15 protein-coding genes are annotated in these 15,156 nt (G+C 68.5%); 5 read left to right on the top strand and 10 right to left on the bottom strand.

Translation table 11 applies throughout. From position 1 onward, the window contains the following. Positions 1-14: 14 nt before the first annotated feature. The 4 genes from AC1Q7H_RS00285 to AC1Q7H_RS00270 all read left to right on the top strand — a co-directional run bounded on the left by AC1Q7H_RS00285 (position 15) and on the right by AC1Q7H_RS00270 (position 4,464). Entirely contained in the window at positions 15-812 is a 798-nt protein-coding gene (locus AC1Q7H_RS00285; RefSeq protein WP_013957465.1) for a lytic transglycosylase domain-containing protein, read from the top strand. A gap of 72 nt (positions 813-884) precedes the next feature. Beyond that, on the top strand, positions 885-3,224 hold the full coding sequence (gene parC, locus AC1Q7H_RS00280; protein ID WP_492380808.1) for a DNA topoisomerase IV subunit A: 2,340 nt from the start codon (positions 885-887) through the stop codon (positions 3,222-3,224). Positions 3,225-3,364: 140 nt separating this feature from the next. Next, positions 3,365-3,937, top strand: coding sequence for a chromate transporter (locus AC1Q7H_RS00275; RefSeq protein ID WP_013957463.1), 573 nt, complete (start codon positions 3,365-3,367; stop codon positions 3,935-3,937). Continuing rightward, a complete protein-coding gene (locus AC1Q7H_RS00270) occupies positions 3,934-4,464 on the top strand; it encodes a chromate transporter (RefSeq protein WP_211979999.1) in 531 nt (176 codons plus the stop codon). The genes AC1Q7H_RS00275 and AC1Q7H_RS00270 overlap by 4 nt, the downstream gene beginning before the upstream one ends. Before the next feature lie 13 nt (positions 4,465-4,477). On the opposite strand, the gene AC1Q7H_RS00265 is transcribed toward AC1Q7H_RS00270, so the two are convergent. Further along, entirely contained in the window at positions 4,478-6,307 is a 1,830-nt protein-coding gene (locus tag AC1Q7H_RS00265) for an ABC transporter ATP-binding protein (protein WP_211979998.1), read from the bottom strand. 176 nt (positions 6,308-6,483) lie between these two features. Next, on the bottom strand, positions 6,484-8,166 hold the full coding sequence (locus AC1Q7H_RS00260; RefSeq protein ID WP_013957460.1) for an L-lactate permease: 1,683 nt from the start codon (positions 8,164-8,166) through the stop codon (positions 6,484-6,486). 411 nt (positions 8,167-8,577) lie between these two features. Here AC1Q7H_RS00260 and AC1Q7H_RS00255 point away from each other — a divergent pair, with 411 nt between their 5' ends. Next, positions 8,578-9,231: a LysE family translocator gene (locus AC1Q7H_RS00255; protein ID WP_013957459.1), complete on the top strand. Its 654-nt coding sequence runs from the start codon at positions 8,578-8,580 to the stop codon at positions 9,229-9,231. A 34-nt stretch (positions 9,232-9,265) separates the two neighbouring features. On the opposite strand, the gene AC1Q7H_RS00250 is transcribed toward AC1Q7H_RS00255, so the two are convergent. From AC1Q7H_RS00250 to AC1Q7H_RS00215, 8 genes are read right to left on the bottom strand one after another with little or no spacing between them, the layout of a single operon-like run. Continuing rightward, on the bottom strand, positions 9,266-9,910 hold the full coding sequence (locus AC1Q7H_RS00250; protein ID WP_211979997.1) for a glutathione S-transferase family protein: 645 nt from the start codon (positions 9,908-9,910) through the stop codon (positions 9,266-9,268). 31 nt (positions 9,911-9,941) lie between these two features. Beyond that, positions 9,942-11,132, bottom strand: coding sequence for an aminotransferase-like domain-containing protein (locus AC1Q7H_RS00245; RefSeq protein WP_013957457.1), 1,191 nt, complete (start codon positions 11,130-11,132; stop codon positions 9,942-9,944). A gap of 53 nt (positions 11,133-11,185) precedes the next feature. After that, positions 11,186-11,515 (bottom strand): DHCW motif cupin fold protein, encoded by a 330-nt coding sequence (locus AC1Q7H_RS00240; protein WP_010813560.1) that lies wholly within the window; start codon positions 11,513-11,515, stop codon positions 11,186-11,188. A gap of 7 nt (positions 11,516-11,522) precedes the next feature. Next, the gene (locus AC1Q7H_RS00235) at positions 11,523-11,993 is read right to left on the bottom strand and encodes a RidA family protein (RefSeq protein WP_211979996.1); all 471 of its coding nucleotides are present in this window, start codon (positions 11,991-11,993) and stop codon (positions 11,523-11,525) included. A gap of 11 nt (positions 11,994-12,004) precedes the next feature. Continuing rightward, on the bottom strand, positions 12,005-12,982 hold the full coding sequence (locus tag AC1Q7H_RS00230) for a DMT family transporter (protein ID WP_041228431.1): 978 nt from the start codon (positions 12,980-12,982) through the stop codon (positions 12,005-12,007). Between the two features lie 46 nt (positions 12,983-13,028). Continuing rightward, a complete protein-coding gene (locus AC1Q7H_RS00225) occupies positions 13,029-13,667 on the bottom strand; it encodes a LysE family translocator (RefSeq protein ID WP_211979995.1) in 639 nt (212 codons plus the stop codon). Further along, positions 13,667-14,380 (bottom strand): alanyl-tRNA editing protein, encoded by a 714-nt coding sequence (locus tag AC1Q7H_RS00220; protein ID WP_211979994.1) that lies wholly within the window; start codon positions 14,378-14,380, stop codon positions 13,667-13,669. Before AC1Q7H_RS00220 ends, AC1Q7H_RS00225 begins: the two co-directional genes overlap by 1 nt. 34 nt (positions 14,381-14,414) lie before the next feature. Beyond that, a complete protein-coding gene (locus AC1Q7H_RS00215; protein WP_013957452.1) occupies positions 14,415-15,092 on the bottom strand; it encodes a VOC family protein in 678 nt (225 codons plus the stop codon). Positions 15,093-15,156: the final 64 nt, after the last annotated feature.

The raw sequence follows: 15,156 nt of genomic DNA, 5'->3' as shown, positions 1-15,156 counted from the left end.
ATCCGGAACGCACGATGACGAAGAGAACTCCCGGCAAACCATGGCGCAAGGCGGCGGCGGCCGTCGTGGCGCTGGCCGGGCTCGCCTTCGTGCCGGCGGCGCATGCCGAGCTGTGGGGCTTTATCGATGCCGACGGCGTGGCGCACTTTGCCGACCAGAAGCTCGATGCGCGCTACAAGCTGTTCATGAAGGACGGCGGCAAGCTGGATACCGGGCGCCTGGCGGCGCGGCAGTCGCAGGCGGCCGCTGGCGCGGACATCGACCTGGAGCAGCACAAGCTGTACCGCTACGTCGTCAACCATCCCAATATCAAGACCGTCGAGCCGCTGATCCACCAGATCGCCGGCAAGCAGGACGTCGACCCGGCGCTGGTCAAGGCGGTGATGGCGGTGGAGTCGGGTTTCAACCCGGGCGCGGTGTCGCCCAAGGGCGCGATCGGCCTGATGCAGGTGATCCCCGACACCGGCGCGCGCTTCGGCGTGAGCGCCGATGCGCGCCGCACCGTCGAGCAGAAGCTGGCCGATCCACGCACCAATATCACCGCGGGCGTGCGCTACCTGAGCTGGCTGATGCAGCTGTTCCCGAACAACCTGGAGCTGGTGCTGGCTGCCTATAACGCCGGCGAGGGCGCGGTGCAGCGCTACAACAACCGCATTCCGCCTTACCCGGAGACCCGGCAGTATGTCAGCACCGTGCTGCAGTTTTACCGGCTGTACCAGCCGCAGCAGGGCGCGGTGCTCAAGCGCGCCAGCGCCAGCGCGGACGGCCCGCGCGTGAAGATGGTCATCGGCGGGCGCCGCCCCATGCCCTGACCGGCATACCCGAACAACAAGCAACCCGGCGCGCCGGCAGTTCAACGTGGCGCGCCGAATTCTTGCCTACCCATGGAACAACAAGACATCACGTTTCAACCTGAAGAGCCGGCCGATTCGCTGACGCTGGCGCGCTACGCCGAGCGCGCCTACCTTGACTACGCCGTCAGCGTGGTCAAGGGCCGCGCGCTGCCCGAGGTGGCCGACGGCCAGAAGCCGGTGCAGCGGCGCATCCTGTTCTCGATGCACGAGATGGGCCTGCGCGCCGACGCCAAGCCGGTCAAGTCCGCGCGCGTGGTCGGCGACGTGCTGGGCAAGTTCCACCCGCACGGCGACCAGTCCGCCTATGACGCGCTGGTGCGCCTGGCGCAGGACTTCTCGCTGCGCTACCCGCTGATCGACGGCCAGGGCAACTTCGGCTCGCGCGATGGCGACGGCGCGGCGGCGATGCGCTACACCGAAGCGCGCCTGACGCCGATCTCGCGGCTGCTGCTCGATGAGATCGACGAAGGCACGGTCGATTTCGCCCCCAACTACGACGGCTCGATGCAGGAGCCCAAGCTGTTGCCGGCACGGTTGCCGTTTGTGCTGCTCAACGGCGCCTCGGGCATCGCGGTGGGCATGGCGACCGAGATCCCGCCGCACAACCTGCGTGAGGTCGCCGCGGCCACCGTGGCGATGATCCGCAATCCCAATATCACGCTGGCCGAGCTGCTGGCGCTGATGCCGGGGCCGGACTACCCGGGCGGCGGCCAGATCATCTCGCCGGCGTCCGATATCGCCCAGATCTACGAAGGCGGCCGCGGCAGCCTGAAGGTGCGCGCGCGCTGGACCATCGAGGAGATGGCGCGCGGCCAGTGGCAGCTGGTGGTGACCGAGCTGCCGCCGAGCACCTCGGCGCAGAAGGTGCTGGAAGAGATCGAGGAAATCACCAACCCCAAGATCAAGACCGGCAAGAAGGCGCTGACGCAGGACCAGCAGCAGCTCAAGGCCGCCATGCTGGCGGTGCTGGACGCGGTGCGCGACGAATCCGGCAAGGACGCGCCGGTGCGGCTGGTGTTCGAGCCCAAGAGCAAGAACATTGGCCAGCAGGAGTTCATCCAGACGCTGCTGGCGCATACCAGCCTGGAATCCGGCGCGCCGATCAACCTGGTCATGATCGGCACCGACGGGCGTCCGCGCCAGAAGGGCCTGCGCGAGATCCTGTCAGAGTGGATCGCGTTCCGCTTCAACACCGTCACGCGCCGCACGCGCCACCGCCTGGGCAAGGTCGAGGACCGCATCCATATCCTCGAAGGCCGGATGCTGGTGCTGCTCAATATCGACGAGGTGATCCGCATCATCCGCGAGAGCGACGAGCCCAAACCGGCGCTGATCGAGGCCTTCGGCCTGAGCGACCGCCAGGCCGAGGACATCCTGGAAATCCGGCTGCGCCAGCTGGCGCGCCTGGAAGCGATCCGCATCGAGAAGGAACTGAAGGAGCTGCGCGAGGAGCAGGCCGATCTGGACGTGCTGCTCAAGTCCGAAACCATGATGCGCCGCCGCATCATCAAGGAGATCGAGACCGACGCCAAGCAGTACAGCCCGGAAGACAAGGACCCGCGCCGCACCCTGATCCAGGAAGAACGCCGCGCCGCGGCCGAAGTGCGCGTGGTCGACGAACCGGTGACTGTGGTGATGTCGCAGAAGGGCTGGGTGCGCACGCGCCAGGGCCATGGCCACGATGCGCAGCAGTTCACCTTCAAGGCCGGCGATGCGCTCTATGGCACCTTCGAATGCCGCACCGTCGACGTGCTGCTGGCCTTCGGCACCAACGGCCGGGTCTATTCCGTGCCGGTCGCCAGCCTGCCTGGCGGGCGCGGCGACGGGGTGCCCATCACCACGCTGATCGAGCTGCAGTCCGGCAGCCAGGTCGCGCATACCTTCGCGGGCGCTGCCGAGCAGCGCATGCTGATTGCCACCGCGGGCGGCAATGGCTTCCAGACCAGGGTGGGCGACATGATCAGCCGGCAGAAGGGCGGCAAGTCGTTCCTGACGCTCGATGACGGCGACACGCCGCTGGTGCCGGCGCCGCTGGGCGACGAGGCAACGCATGCGGCCTGCCTGTCCGGCAACGGCCGCCTGCTGCTGGTGGCGCTCGATGAAGTGAAGGTGCTGTCCGCAGGCGGGCGCGGCGTGATCCTGATGGAGCTGGAGCCCAAGGAGAAGCTGCTGCAGGCAGTGGGCGCCGGCGCGCCGGGACTGATGCTCTCGGGCGCGGGGCGCGGCGGCAAGCCGACTTCGCAGAAGCTGGCAGGCGTGGCCTTGCAGGCCTACGTGGGCAAGCGCGCGCGCAAGGGCAAGTCCATCGAGGCCAAGCTCAAGGAGCCGCGCATCGATCCGGTACGCGTGGAGCCGCCGGCCGGCAACTGAGTTCCCTGTTGGTTTGCTCCCTATCCCGCTTGCGGGAGAGGGAGCAAACCGTTGGCAGGTGCTGCGCCTGCAATTCCCGACATAAGGGAATGTAGCCGGTCCGAAATAACAAGAATCAAACAGCGCTCGCTTCGTCCCGCATGTCCGTCCCCCCGCTTTCCGATCTCGCCCCCGCGCCCGGTCCGCGCAAACTCTTCATCGAGTTTGCCCGCATGGGCCTGTCCGGCTTCGGCGGCGTGCTGCCCTTCGTGCGGCGCGCGGTGGTCGACCGCAACCGCTGGCTGGACGACCGCGACTTCGTCGAGCTGCTCAGCCTGGGACAGGTGCTGCCCGGCCCCAATGTGATCAACCTGGCGCTGATGCTGGGTCTGCGTTTTGCCGGCTGGCGCGGCGCGCTGGCCGCGTTCAGCGGGCTGGTGATGGTGCCGATGGGGGTGGTGATGGGTTTGATGCTGCTGTACCAGCACTACCAGGACGTCGCCGCGGTGCGGCGCATGCTGACCGGCATGACGGCGGTGTCGGCCGGACTGATGCTGGCCACCGGCTTCCGGCTGGCGCAGAGCCTGTCGATGACCGTGCGCAATGTGCTGATCGGCGCTGTCGCCTTTGTCACCATCGGCCTGCTGCGCTGGCCACTGGTGCCGGTGATGGCCGTGCTGGTGCCGCTGGCGCTGGTGTGGGAGTGGTGCATCGGCAAGGGCGCGCAGGCATGAGTCCGGGCGAAATCCTGGGCAGCCTGCTGGCCCATTTCGGCGTGCTGTCGCTGCTGGCGATCGGTGGCGCCAGCACCACGCTGCCCGACATGCACCGCTATCTGGTGGAGGCCAATGGCTGGCTGACCGATGCGCAGTTCTCGGCGATGTACGCGATCTCGCAGGCGGCGCCGGGGCCGAACATCCTGTTCGTATCGCTGTTCGGCTGGCAGGTGGCGGGGCTGGCCGGAGCGCTGACATCCATGCTCGGCATCTGCGGGCCATCGAGCCTGATCGCCTTGTGTTTCGAGTATTTCTCCGGGCGCTCGCCGCACGCACGCTGGCCGGGGTTGATCCGGCGCGCTCTGGCGGCGCTGACCATCGGCCTGATGTTCGCGTCGGGCTGGGTGCTGGCGCGCAGCGTCGACCTGCACTGGGCGGCGATGCTGGTCACCGCCGGCACGGTGCTGCTGATGCTGAAGACGCGGGTGCATCCGCTGGTGCTGGTGGCGCTCGGCGGCGCGGCCGGCCTGCTGGGGCTGGTCTAGCCCCGCCGTCCGGTCAGTCGACGCCGACAAAGCCCCCGGTCTGGTGCGCCCACAGCCGCGCATACAGCCCGCCGTGCGCCAGCAGTTGCGCGTGCGTGCCACTCTCGACGATATGCCCGTTGTCCAGCACCACCAGGCGGTCCATGCGCGCGATCGTCGACAGCCGGTGCGCGATGGCGATCACCGTCTTGCCCTGCATCAGCGTTTCCAGGCTCTCCTGGATCGCCGCTTCCACTTCCGAATCCAGGGCCGAGGTGGCTTCGTCCAGGATCAGGATCGGCGCATTCTTGAGCAGCACGCGCGCGATGGCAATGCGCTGGCGCTGCCCGCCTGACAATTTCACGCCGCGCTCGCCGACCTGCGCCTCCAGCCCGGTATTGCCGTGGGCGTCGACCAGGTGCGGGGTGAATTCGTCGGCGCGGGCGCGGTGCAGGGCTTCGGCCAGTTCAGTTTCGGTGCTGGCGGGCTTGCCGTAGCGCAGGTTGTCGCGGATCGACCGGTGCAGCAGCGAGGTGTCCTGCGTGACCATGCCGATCTGTGCGCGCAGGCTTTCCTGCGTGACCGCGGCGATGTCTTGGCCGTCGATCAGGATGCGGCCGCGCTCGACGTCGTAGAGACGCAGCAGCAGGTTGACCAGCGTCGACTTGCCAGCGCCGGAAGGACCGACCAGCCCGATCTTCTCGCCAGGGCGCACCGTCAGGTCTACGCCTTCGATGACGCCTGAGCCCTTGCCGTAGTGGAATCCCACCTGCTCGAAGCGGACCTCGCCATGGGTGACGCGCAACGGCTTTGCGTCGGCGCGGTCGGTGACCACGCGCGGCACGGCAATCGTCTTCATGCCGTCCTGCACCTGCCCGACGTTCTCGAAGATGCCGTTGACCACCCACATGATCCAGCCCGACATATTGTTGATGCGGATCACCAGCCCGGTGGTGAGCGCAATCGCGCCGGTGGTGACATGGCCCTCGCTCCACAGCCACAGCGCCAGCCCGGTGGTGCCGGCGATCAGCGCGCCGTTCATGGCGGTGATGGTGATGTCCATGCCGCTGATCATGCGTCCGGCCAGGCGCACCTTGTCGGTCTGGTCGGCCATGGCGTCGCGCGCATAGTCTTCCTCGTGCCGGGTATGGGCGAACAGCTTGAGCGTGGTGATATTGGTGTAGCCGTCGACGATGCGCCCCATCAGCCGCGAGCGCGATTCCGTGGCCACCACCGAGCGCTGCTTCACGCGCGGCACGAAATGGAGCAGGGCAGCCACGTAGCAGACGATCCACAGCAGCAGCGGGATCATCAGCCGCCAGTCGGCCTGCGCGAACAGCACCAGCGAGCTGACCGCATAGATCACCACGTGCCAGATCGCGTCCACCGCCTGCACGGCCGAGTCGCGCAGCGAGAAGCCGGTCTGCATGATGCGCTGCGCGATGCGCCCGGCAAAGTCGTTCTGGAAGAACGACAGGCTCTGCTTGAGCACGTAGCGGTGATTCTGCCAGCGGATCATGTTGGCCAGGCCGGGGTTGATGACCTGGTGCACCAGCACGTCGTGCAGGCCGAAGAAGATCGGGCGCAGCAGCAGCGCCACCGCCGCCATCCACAGCAGTTCATTGCGATGCCGGCTGAAGAACTCCGCGCCGGGCGTGGTCTGGGCCATGTCGACCAGCCGGCCGAGGAAGCTGAACAGTGCCACCTCGATCAGCGCGCCGACAAGGCCCACCAGCAACAGCAGCGCGAACACGCCCCAGACTTCGCGCAGGTACCAGGCATAAAAGCGCCAGACCTGGCCGGGTGGCTCGTGGTCGGGCATGCCCCGGAAGGGGTCGATCAGTCTTTCCAGGCGACGCAACATGGTAGGTTTCCCGTTGTGCCCGGCGCGCCCCGGCGTCTTCGTGGGAGGTGGGGGCGCGCGTGCGGCGGATCAGACACAACATGATACGCGCCTTGCACAATGGAAAAGCCCCGCCAGGGCTGGAACCGCCAGGGGTGGGGCCTTGTCTGAACCGCAGTGCGGAAACTGCTGAACGGTCAGGGGTGATGGATCACCATATGCGTGAACGGCGGCACGTAGGCCTGCAGCGTCACGAACAGGCCCACCAGGATCGCCAGCACGATCGAGTGGAAGAACACATAGCGCAGGATGTCGCCCTCGTGGCCGTACCACTTGGTGGCGGTCGACGCCACCACGATGGACTGCGCATCGATCATCTTGCCCATCACGCCGCCCGAGCTGTTGGCCGAGGCCATCAGCACCGGCGACAGGCCCAGCTGCTCCGCCGTGGTCTTCTGCAGGCCGCCGAACAGCACGTTCGAGGCCGTGTCCGAACCGGTCAGTGCCACGCCCAACCAGCCCAGCATGGTGCCGAACAGCGGATAGAACACGCCGGTGTGGGCGAAGGCCAGGCCCAGCGTGGCATCCAGGCCCGAGTAGCGGGTCAGGTAGCCGATGCCGAACATCGCGCAGATGGTCAGGAGCGAGTAGCGCACCAGCTTGATGGTTTCCCAGTACTCCTTGAACAGGCGCGGCACCGAGTAGCCCATCAGCAGGCCGCCGGCGATGGCGGAGACAAAGATGCCGGTGCCGGCCATCGACAGCACGTTGAAGTTGAAGACCGCGCCTTCGATGACGTCCTTGGGCACGACCGGCGGTACCTTGACGACAGCCTTGTCCAGCCCCGGGATCGGGAATTTCCACGCCCACAGGCTATCCATCAGCTTCTTGAACTCGGGCACGCCCCAGACGAAGACGAACACCGTCAGGATCACCCACGGCATCCAGGCCTTGGCCACCGAGATGCCGACCGAGGCGGCGCTGGCGCGCGCATCGGCTTCGAGCGCTTCGGGATGGTCGACCTTGGAGTCGTCGTGGCGGCCCAGGATCCTGGTCGAGGTCCAGATCTCCTTCGGATGCCAGACCTTCAGGAACAGCGTCAGCGAGCCCATCGACACCAGCGCGGCGATTACGTCCACCAGCCACGGGCCGTGGAAGTTCGACACCAGGAACTGCGGGATCGCAAAGCTCACGCCCGCCACCAGGATCGCCGGCCAGATCGCCAGCATGCCGCGGAAGCCGGCAAAGGCCCAGATCAGCCAGAACGGCACGATCACCGAGAAGAACGGCAGCTGGCGGCCGATCATGGCCGACAGGTCGAGCAGGTCCAGCCCGGTCACCGACGCCAGGCCGATGATCGGGGCGCCCAGCGCGCCATAGGCCACCGGCGCGGTGTTGGCGATCAGCGCCAGGCCCGAGGCGGCCAGCGGCGAGAAGCCCAGGCCGATCAGGATGGCGCCGGTCACGGCCACCGGCGTGCCGAAGCCAGCCGCGCCCTCGAAGAAGGCGCCGAAGCTGAACGCCACCAGCAGCAGTTGCAGGCGGCGGTCCTCGGTGATGCCGGAGATCGAGTTCTGCAAGACCTTGAAGGATCCATTCAGGGTTGTCAGCCGATGCAGGAAGATGATGTTCAGCACGATCCAGCCGATCGGGAACAGCCCGGACACGATGCCCAGCCCCGCCGCCTTGCCGGCCATCGCCGCCGGCATGCCGAACACCGTCGAGGCGACCACCATGCCGATCAGCAACGCCAGCCCGGCCGCCAAGTGGGCCTGCATATGAAAGAACGCCAGCGCTGCCAGCAGCACGGCGACGGGAATCCCCGCGGCAATGGTCGACAGCGCCATATTGCCTAGCGGGTCATAGACTTGACTCCACACGATCGATGTCCTCCTCAGGTTGGCTCAGGCGCCGGGACGATCTGCGTGCCCTCGGCGCCGTGCATGCGCTTTGCACCGGCGAGCGGCATCCGCCGCGCGCGGGAAAGAACCAGCGATTGTAGGAACGGGTTCCGTGATCGCTGCCGTACATTGCGTCACGCCTGGCATGAGCCACATTCAGGGATCAGGGTTTCCCTGGGGGGCATTGCGGCGCACGTGGTGCCTTCCAGGCACACCGGCCAGAGTACTCTAAACGGCGCCTGTTGCAAAAGTCTGCGTGCCTGCCACCGGCTCGCATGACTGGCCCGGCAGCCATGCCGGCACTGGCGCAAGCGCCGGCAGTCGGCGCATACTGGCGGGCGTCATGCCGCGGGTGCGCTGCCCGCATCCAACCATTGAATGAGGCTGCCCATGACCGAGTTCTTTCCCCCTTGGCCTTTGCTCACCGCATTCGTGCTCGCCAGCCTGGCGCTGGCCATCACGCCCGGCCCGGCCGTGGTCTATATCGTCACGCGCACGCTGGCGCAGGGCCGGCGGGCCGGGCTGGCCTCGATCGGCGCGGTGGCGCTGGGCAACCTGGGCAACGCCATCGGCGCCTCGCTGGGCCTGGCGATGCTGTTCTCGGTGTCGGCGCTGGCGTTTTCGGTGGTCAAGTACGCGGGAGCGGCCTACCTGATCTGGCTGGGCATCCGCGCGCTGCGCGGGGGTGGGGCGGCCGCGAACGGCGACACCCCGGAGGTGGCGCCACGCAGCCTGCGCCAGGTGGTGCGCGACGGCTTCGTGGTGGCGTTGCTCAACCCCAAGACCGCGATCTTCTTTGCCGCCTTCCTGCCGCAGTTCATGAACCCGGCGGGCTCGGCGCTGACGCAGAGCCTGGCGCTGGGCGTGGCCTTCGTGCTGATTGCCGCGACCACCGATGCCTGCTATGTGATGGCCGCCGCCGCGGTGATGCCGGCACTGCGCCGCGCCGGCAGGGCGCGCGCGTTCGGCCGCTACCTGACCGGCGCGGCGTTTATCGGGCTGGGGGTATTTACCGCGGCATCGGGCTCGCGCGCCGTGAAGTAAGGCCGGACCGCAGGAAAGAAAAAACTGCCGCGGCTCAGCGCAGCGGCAGTTCCAGGATGCCGTCCGCGGCGGGGCGGGCGCGCATCGCGCTCAACCAGCGCTCCAGGTCGGGGCGCGGCTGGTGCTTGAGCGGCAGCCCCATCCAGCGGTGCGCGGCGCAGGCCAGCGAGATGTCGGCCATGGTGAAGCGGTCGCCGCCGATGAACTCGCGCCCGGCCAGCGCCTTGTCCAGCAACGCCGCCAGCGGCTCGGTGCGCTCGCACGATGCCTTGATGGCGGCCTCGTCGCGCTCCGCTTCTGGCTTGCGCACCAGGTTCAGGAACGCCGTCACCATGGCCGGGCTGAAGGCGGTGGTCTGCCAGTCCATCCAGCGGTCGGCCGAGGCGCGTGCCTTGACGTCCTCGGGCCACAGTGTGCCTTCGCCGTAGCGCGCGCACAGGTACCGCACGATCGCATTGGATTCCCACAGCACGAAGGGCTCGCCGCCGACATCGGTGCCGCGGAAATCCTCGATCACGGGGATCTGGCGGTTCGGGTTCAGGCGCACATAGGCTTCGGTGTCGAGGTCGCCCTTGGTCACGCCGATATCCACGCGCTCATGGTCCAGGTGCAGCTCGCGCGCGCACCAGACCACTTTCTGCACGTTGATGGAGGAGAGTCGGCCCCAGATACGCAACATGTCGGCTCCTGTGGTGATGCGCGCCCGGGCTTCAGGCCGCGCGCGGTTGCTTGGCGGCGGCCGCGGCGATGGCTTCGCGGAACAGCTCACCAAGGATCGCCACGCCCTGCTCGATGCGCTCGGCCGACACCGTGACAAAGGCCAGGCGCAGCGCGTTGCGCTTCGGGTTGCTGGCGTAGAACGGCGCGCCCGGCACATAGGCCACGTTGCGCTTCACGGCTTCTTCCAGGATCACCATGCTGTCCAGGCCCTCGGGCAGCTCCATCCAGATGAACATGCCGCCTTCGGGCGCGTTCCAGGTCACGCCCTCGGGCATATGGCGCTTGAGCGCGTCCAGCATGTACTGGCACTGCTTGCCGTAGAGCTCGCGGATGGTCGGGATATGCGTGTCGAGCAGGCCGTCGCGGATGGTCTCGTAGGCCACGCGCTGGGTGAAGGTCGGCGTGTGCAGGTCAGACGCCTGCTTGGCCTGGCACAGCTTGAAGTGCAGCTCGGGCGGGGCGATCACGTAGCCCAGGCGCATGCCGGGGGCCAGGATCTTCGAGAACGAGCCCATGTAGATCACGCCGTCCGGGTTCATCGACAGCAGGCTGGGCAGCTGGTCGCCGGTGTAGCTGAGCGCGCCGTAGGGATCGTCCTCGACCAGCAGCACGCCCTGTTCCTTTGCGCGGGCCACCAGCGCCTCGCGGCGCTCCAGCGGCAGGCGGCGCCCGGTCGGGTTCTGGAAGTTGGGCAGGGCGTACAGGAAGCGCGCGCCGGCGGTCAGCTCGGGCGTCAGCGCCTCGGGCAGGAGGCCCTTGTCGTCGCTCGGGATCGAGACGAACTCAGGTTCGAACAGCGAGAACGCCTGCAGTGCGCCGAGGTAGCTGGGGGTTTCCACCAGCACCTTGCTGCCCGGGTCGATCATCACCTTGGCGATCAGGTCCAGTGCCTGCTGCGAGCCGGTGGTGATCAGCACGCGCTCGACCGGCGCGCCATGGCGCCTGGCGACGAACTCGCGCAGCGGCAGGTAGCCTTCGGTCGCGGCGTATTGCAGCGCCGCCTGCGGGTTGTCGGCGAATACGCGGGCCGTCGCTGCCTCCATGGCCGCTACCGGGAACGAGGCCGGCGACGGCAGGCCGCCGGCGAACGAAATGACTTCCGGACGCTCGGTGACCTTCAGGATTTCGCGGATGGCCGAGCTGGTCAGTTGCTGTGCCCGGCGGGAGATGGCCCATTTCATGATGTGTCTCTTGTGGTCTGGGGGGATTCTGGGCTGAGCGGCAAGCCTGCCGCTCAGTCAACGATAAATAGTCGTGCGCCCTTCGGCGAGGACGAACGGTGCGCTTCCGCCTGGTCGGCTACCTGGTAGCTGGTTCCCGCGCCGAGCACGAACTGCCGGCCGTCTTCCAGCTCGGTATGGAGCTCGCCGTCCAGCACGAACAGGATATGGCCCTTGCTGCACCAGTGGTCGGCCAGGTAGCCGGGCGAGTATTCGACCATGCGCACGCGGATGTCGCCGAACTGGCGCGTGCGCCAGGTGGCCTCGCCCTGCTCGCCGGGGTGGCGGGTCGGCGCGATGGCCGACCAGTCGGTGGTGCCGAAGGGCAGGTTGTCGATGCGCATGCGGGCCTCAGGCCGCCTTGACTTCGGCGATCATCTCGATCTCGACGCAGGCGCCCAGCGGGACCTGCGCCACGCCGAAGGCGCTGCGCGCATGCTTGCCCTTGTCGCCGAACACTTCGGCCAGCAGCTCGGAGGCGCCGTTGGTGACCAGGTGCTGCTCGGTGAATTCGGGGGTCGAGTTGACCAGGCTCATCAGCTTGACGATGCGGGTGACGCGGTTCAGGTCGCCCACATGCGCGTGCAGCGTGGCCAGCAGGTCGATGGCGATCGCGCGCGCGGCGGCCTTGCCGGACTCGGTATCGATGTCCTTGCCCAGCTTGCCGGTCCATACCTTGCCGTCCTTGCGGGCGATATGGCCGGACAGGAACACGGTGTTGCCGGTTTGCGCGGCCATCACATAGGCGGCGGCGGGGGCGTTGACGGCCGGCAGTTCGATGCCGAGGCGGGCAAGGGTGTCGTAGACCGAGGTTTGGGACATGTAGGCTCCAGTCAGTGAATGCGTCCAGGGAGGATCGGTGGTGTTTCCGCGGCAGGTGCGCTTTGCTGCACGGCGGCGCGGCGGCCAAGGGCCACGACGGCGATCACCGCCACCGCGAAGGCGATGGTGGGGGCGTCAAGCGGCTCGGCCAGGATCAGCGCGCCTCCCGCCAGCGTCAGGAACGGCTGCAGCAATTGTATCTGGCCGACGCGCGCCACGCCGCCTTTTGCGAGACCGGCGTACCAGAAAAGGAAGCCGACAAACATCGAGAACACCGACACATAGGCCATGCCGCCCCAGGCGCGCGGCGACGCCGCGGCAATCGCCGGCAGGTCGCGCAGGGTCAGCCAGGCCACCACCGGCACCAGCACCGGCAGCGACACCGCCAGCGCCCAGCTGATGGTTTCCAGCCCGCCCAGTTCGCGCGACAGCTTGCCGCCCTCGGCATAGCCCAGCGCGCCCAGCACCACGGCGGCGAACAGGTACCAGTCCGCATGCTGCAGGCCGCCGGCGCCCTGCCAGACGGCAAAGCCCACCACCAGCGCGCTGCCGGCCAATGCCGACAGCCAGAACGCCGGCGACGGCCGCTCACGCCCGAACCAGGCGGCGAATACCGCGGTCGCCAGCGGCAGCAGGCCGGTCACGATGGCGCCGTGGCTGGCCGGCACCTCGCGCATCGCCAGCGAAGAAAACAGCGGGAAACCCGCCACCACGCCCAGCGCGGTCACGGCCAGCCGCGGCCACTGGCCGCCGCGCGGGCGGCGGCTGGCGGACAGCGCGCCGCGCCAGGCCAGCAGCGCCAGCGCCAGCAGCGCGGCCAGGACGGCGCGCGCCAGTGCGACAAAGATCGGGTCCAGTTCGGCCACCGCCATGCGCGTGAACGGCAGCGTCTGGCTGAAGATCGCCACACCGACAAAGCCGAGCAGCATGCCGCCGGAGGCCGGTGGGGCAGACGTCAGTGGCGGTGAAGCGGGGCGGCTGGCGGGCATGGTCGGGGTCTTGGTTGTCATTGGCTCGGAATCGGATCGCCGGGGGTCACTGCACGCCCGGGCTGGCACTGACCGCAATCCACAGCGCGGTCAGCGCCAGCGCCGCGCCCATGGCGCGGTTGAACCAGCGCACGCGCTGGCCTTGCTGCAGCCATTGCCGCAGCGATGCGCCCAGCACGCCGTACACGCCGTTGCTGACAAAGCCCAGCACGGCGAACACGCCGCACACCAGCAGCACGCGCTGCACCGGCGAGGGCGCGCCCGTCATGTAAGAGGCCGCGACCGCCAGCGCCAGCATCCACGCCTTGATGTTGGCGTACTGCAGCACCGCCGACTGCCACACGCTCAGCGGGCGCAGCACCTGCTTCTGCGCCAGCACCGTGCTGCGCGCGATCTTCCACGCCAGCCACAGCAGGTAGGTCACGCCGGCCAGGTGCACGCTGGCGGCCAGCGCGGGCTGGCCCAGGACCAGCGCGCCCACGCCCAGCGCGCACAGCGCCAGGATGCTGGCAAAGCCGAAGGCCACGCCCACGCAGTGCGGCAGCGTGGCGCGCAGCCCGAAGTTGGCGCCAGTGACCGCGGCGATGGCGGTGTTGGGCCCGGGCGTGAACAGGCCCACCGTCAGTAGGGTCAGCAGGGCCAGGAACTGCGCGGCCGTCAGGCCGGTGAGCAAGCCGGACGCCATCACGCGAACGCGACCACCACGCGCCGGTTGGTGCGGCTTTTCTTCTCAATCTTGGTCACCACCACCGCGCCGATCTCGCTGGTGTTGGCCACGTGCGTGCCGCCGCAGGGCTGGCGGTCCACGCCGGGGATCTCGATGATGCGGATGCTGGCCGTGCCCACCGGCGGCGCGGCGCCGATGGTGCGCACCAGCTCTGGCTGGGCGGCCAGTTCCTGCGGCGTGATCAGCGTGGTGCGCACCGCGGTGTTGGCGTGGATCAGCGCGTTCAGGCGCTCGGTCAGGTCGGCCTTGTCCAGGGTCGACTCCGGCAGGTCAAAGTCGACGCGCGCCGACTCCGGCGAGATGCCGCAGCCGGTCACCGGCGCCGGGATCAGCGAGCCCAGCAGGTGCAGGCAGGTATGCAGCCGCATCAGCTTGTGGCGGCGCGCCCAGTCGATGGTCACGGTGACGCGCTCGCCCACGCGCGGCAGCGGCGCATCCGGTGCGGGCACATGCAGGATGCGGCTGCGGTCGTCGGCGTAGACAGTGTCGACGATGGCCACCGAGCGCCCGTCGGCCAGCGCCAGCGTGGCGGTGTCGCCGGCCTGGCCGCCGCTGCGCGCGTAGCACACGGTTTCGTCGAGTTCGATCCCTTCGGCGCCGGCCGCCACCACGGTGGCGGTGCAGTGGTCGAGGTAGGGGGCTTCGTCGAAGCGCTTGCGGGTGGCGGACATCGGGGGTCTCCTGGTGGGCTTGTTCTGGGTGTGGCTAGCGCAGGATGCGGATGCCCTGCGCGGTTTCGATTTCGGCAATCAGTTCAGGCGGGCCGTCGGCCTGCTCGATGGCGATGAGGTGGTCGGCGCCCAGCCAGGCCAGTCCCTGGCGCAGCAGCTCGGCGCGCGGGTGGCGCCCGGACAGCCTGCGCAGCGCCAGGTCCTGCCGCGGCAGGCTGACGCCGGGGTAGCTGGCCACGTCCCACTGGATCAGGCTGGGCAGCAGGCCGTCGCCAGCGCTGTCGGCCTCGCCCGGCCAGGCGGGCAGGCTGCCGTCCTCGGGCACGGTGATGCGCCAGTGCAGGCCGCCGCGGGTCATCGGGATGACCGGGGCGATGCGCTCCGGGTACTGCGCCTGCCACCGGCCAAGGTCGGCGGGGCGTTCCGCGCGCGCGGCCCAGTGCAGCAGGAACGGGCCGTCGCGCAGGCGCTGCTGCACGGCCTCGGTGTCCAGGCCGAACCAGCGCGGGCGTGCCGGCGCGGCGGCGGCCGGATCGACCGCGATCACTTCTAGGTAGACGCCGCCGAACATGCCCAGCACGCGGTTGTGCGTGGCCATGGCCGCGTGCGCACCGCCGCCCTGGGGCGCAATGCCCAGCAGGCCGGCAATGTAGTCCGTGCCGGCGGCCAGGTCGGGCGCGGCGATGACGAGGTGATCGAGGGCGAGCTTCATCGTGGCTTGATGGTAGACAAGGTAGTCGGTACAGTACCGGTACAGTTGAGCGGATCGTATTCAG

It is taken from the genome of Cupriavidus sp. GW823-FHT06D04, assembly GCF_058795055.1.
The sequence above is the reverse complement of the archived record's forward strand: the minus strand, read 5'-3'. Positions and strand labels throughout refer to the sequence as shown.

Coding starts and splice junctions, on each gene's coding strand:
- AC1Q7H_RS00275 (WP_013957463.1), top strand. CDS start 3,365: ATGTCCGTCCCCCCGCTTTCCGATCTCGCCCCCGCGCCCGGTCCGCGC.
- AC1Q7H_RS00235 (WP_211979996.1), bottom strand. CDS start 11,993: ATGTCCCAAACCTCGGTCTACGACACCCTTGCCCGCCTCGGCATCGAA.
- parC (WP_492380808.1), top strand. CDS start 885: ATGGAACAACAAGACATCACGTTTCAACCTGAAGAGCCGGCCGATTCG.
- AC1Q7H_RS00270 (WP_211979999.1), top strand. CDS start 3,934: ATGAGTCCGGGCGAAATCCTGGGCAGCCTGCTGGCCCATTTCGGCGTG.
- AC1Q7H_RS00230 (WP_041228431.1), bottom strand. CDS start 12,982: ATGCCCGCCAGCCGCCCCGCTTCACCGCCACTGACGTCTGCCCCACCG.
- AC1Q7H_RS00240 (WP_010813560.1), bottom strand. CDS start 11,515: ATGCGCATCGACAACCTGCCCTTCGGCACCACCGACTGGTCGGCCATC.
- AC1Q7H_RS00215 (WP_013957452.1), bottom strand. CDS start 15,092: ATGAAGCTCGCCCTCGATCACCTCGTCATCGCCGCGCCCGACCTGGCC.
- AC1Q7H_RS00265 (WP_211979998.1), bottom strand. CDS start 6,307: ATGTTGCGTCGCCTGGAAAGACTGATCGACCCCTTCCGGGGCATGCCC.
- AC1Q7H_RS00245 (WP_013957457.1), bottom strand. CDS start 11,132: ATGAAATGGGCCATCTCCCGCCGGGCACAGCAACTGACCAGCTCGGCC.
- AC1Q7H_RS00220 (WP_211979994.1), bottom strand. CDS start 14,380: ATGTCCGCCACCCGCAAGCGCTTCGACGAAGCCCCCTACCTCGACCAC.
- AC1Q7H_RS00255 (WP_013957459.1), top strand. CDS start 8,578: ATGACCGAGTTCTTTCCCCCTTGGCCTTTGCTCACCGCATTCGTGCTC.
- AC1Q7H_RS00285 (WP_013957465.1), top strand. CDS start 15: ATGACGAAGAGAACTCCCGGCAAACCATGGCGCAAGGCGGCGGCGGCC.
- AC1Q7H_RS00250 (WP_211979997.1), bottom strand. CDS start 9,910: ATGTTGCGTATCTGGGGCCGACTCTCCTCCATCAACGTGCAGAAAGTG.
- AC1Q7H_RS00225 (WP_211979995.1), bottom strand. CDS start 13,667: ATGGCGTCCGGCTTGCTCACCGGCCTGACGGCCGCGCAGTTCCTGGCC.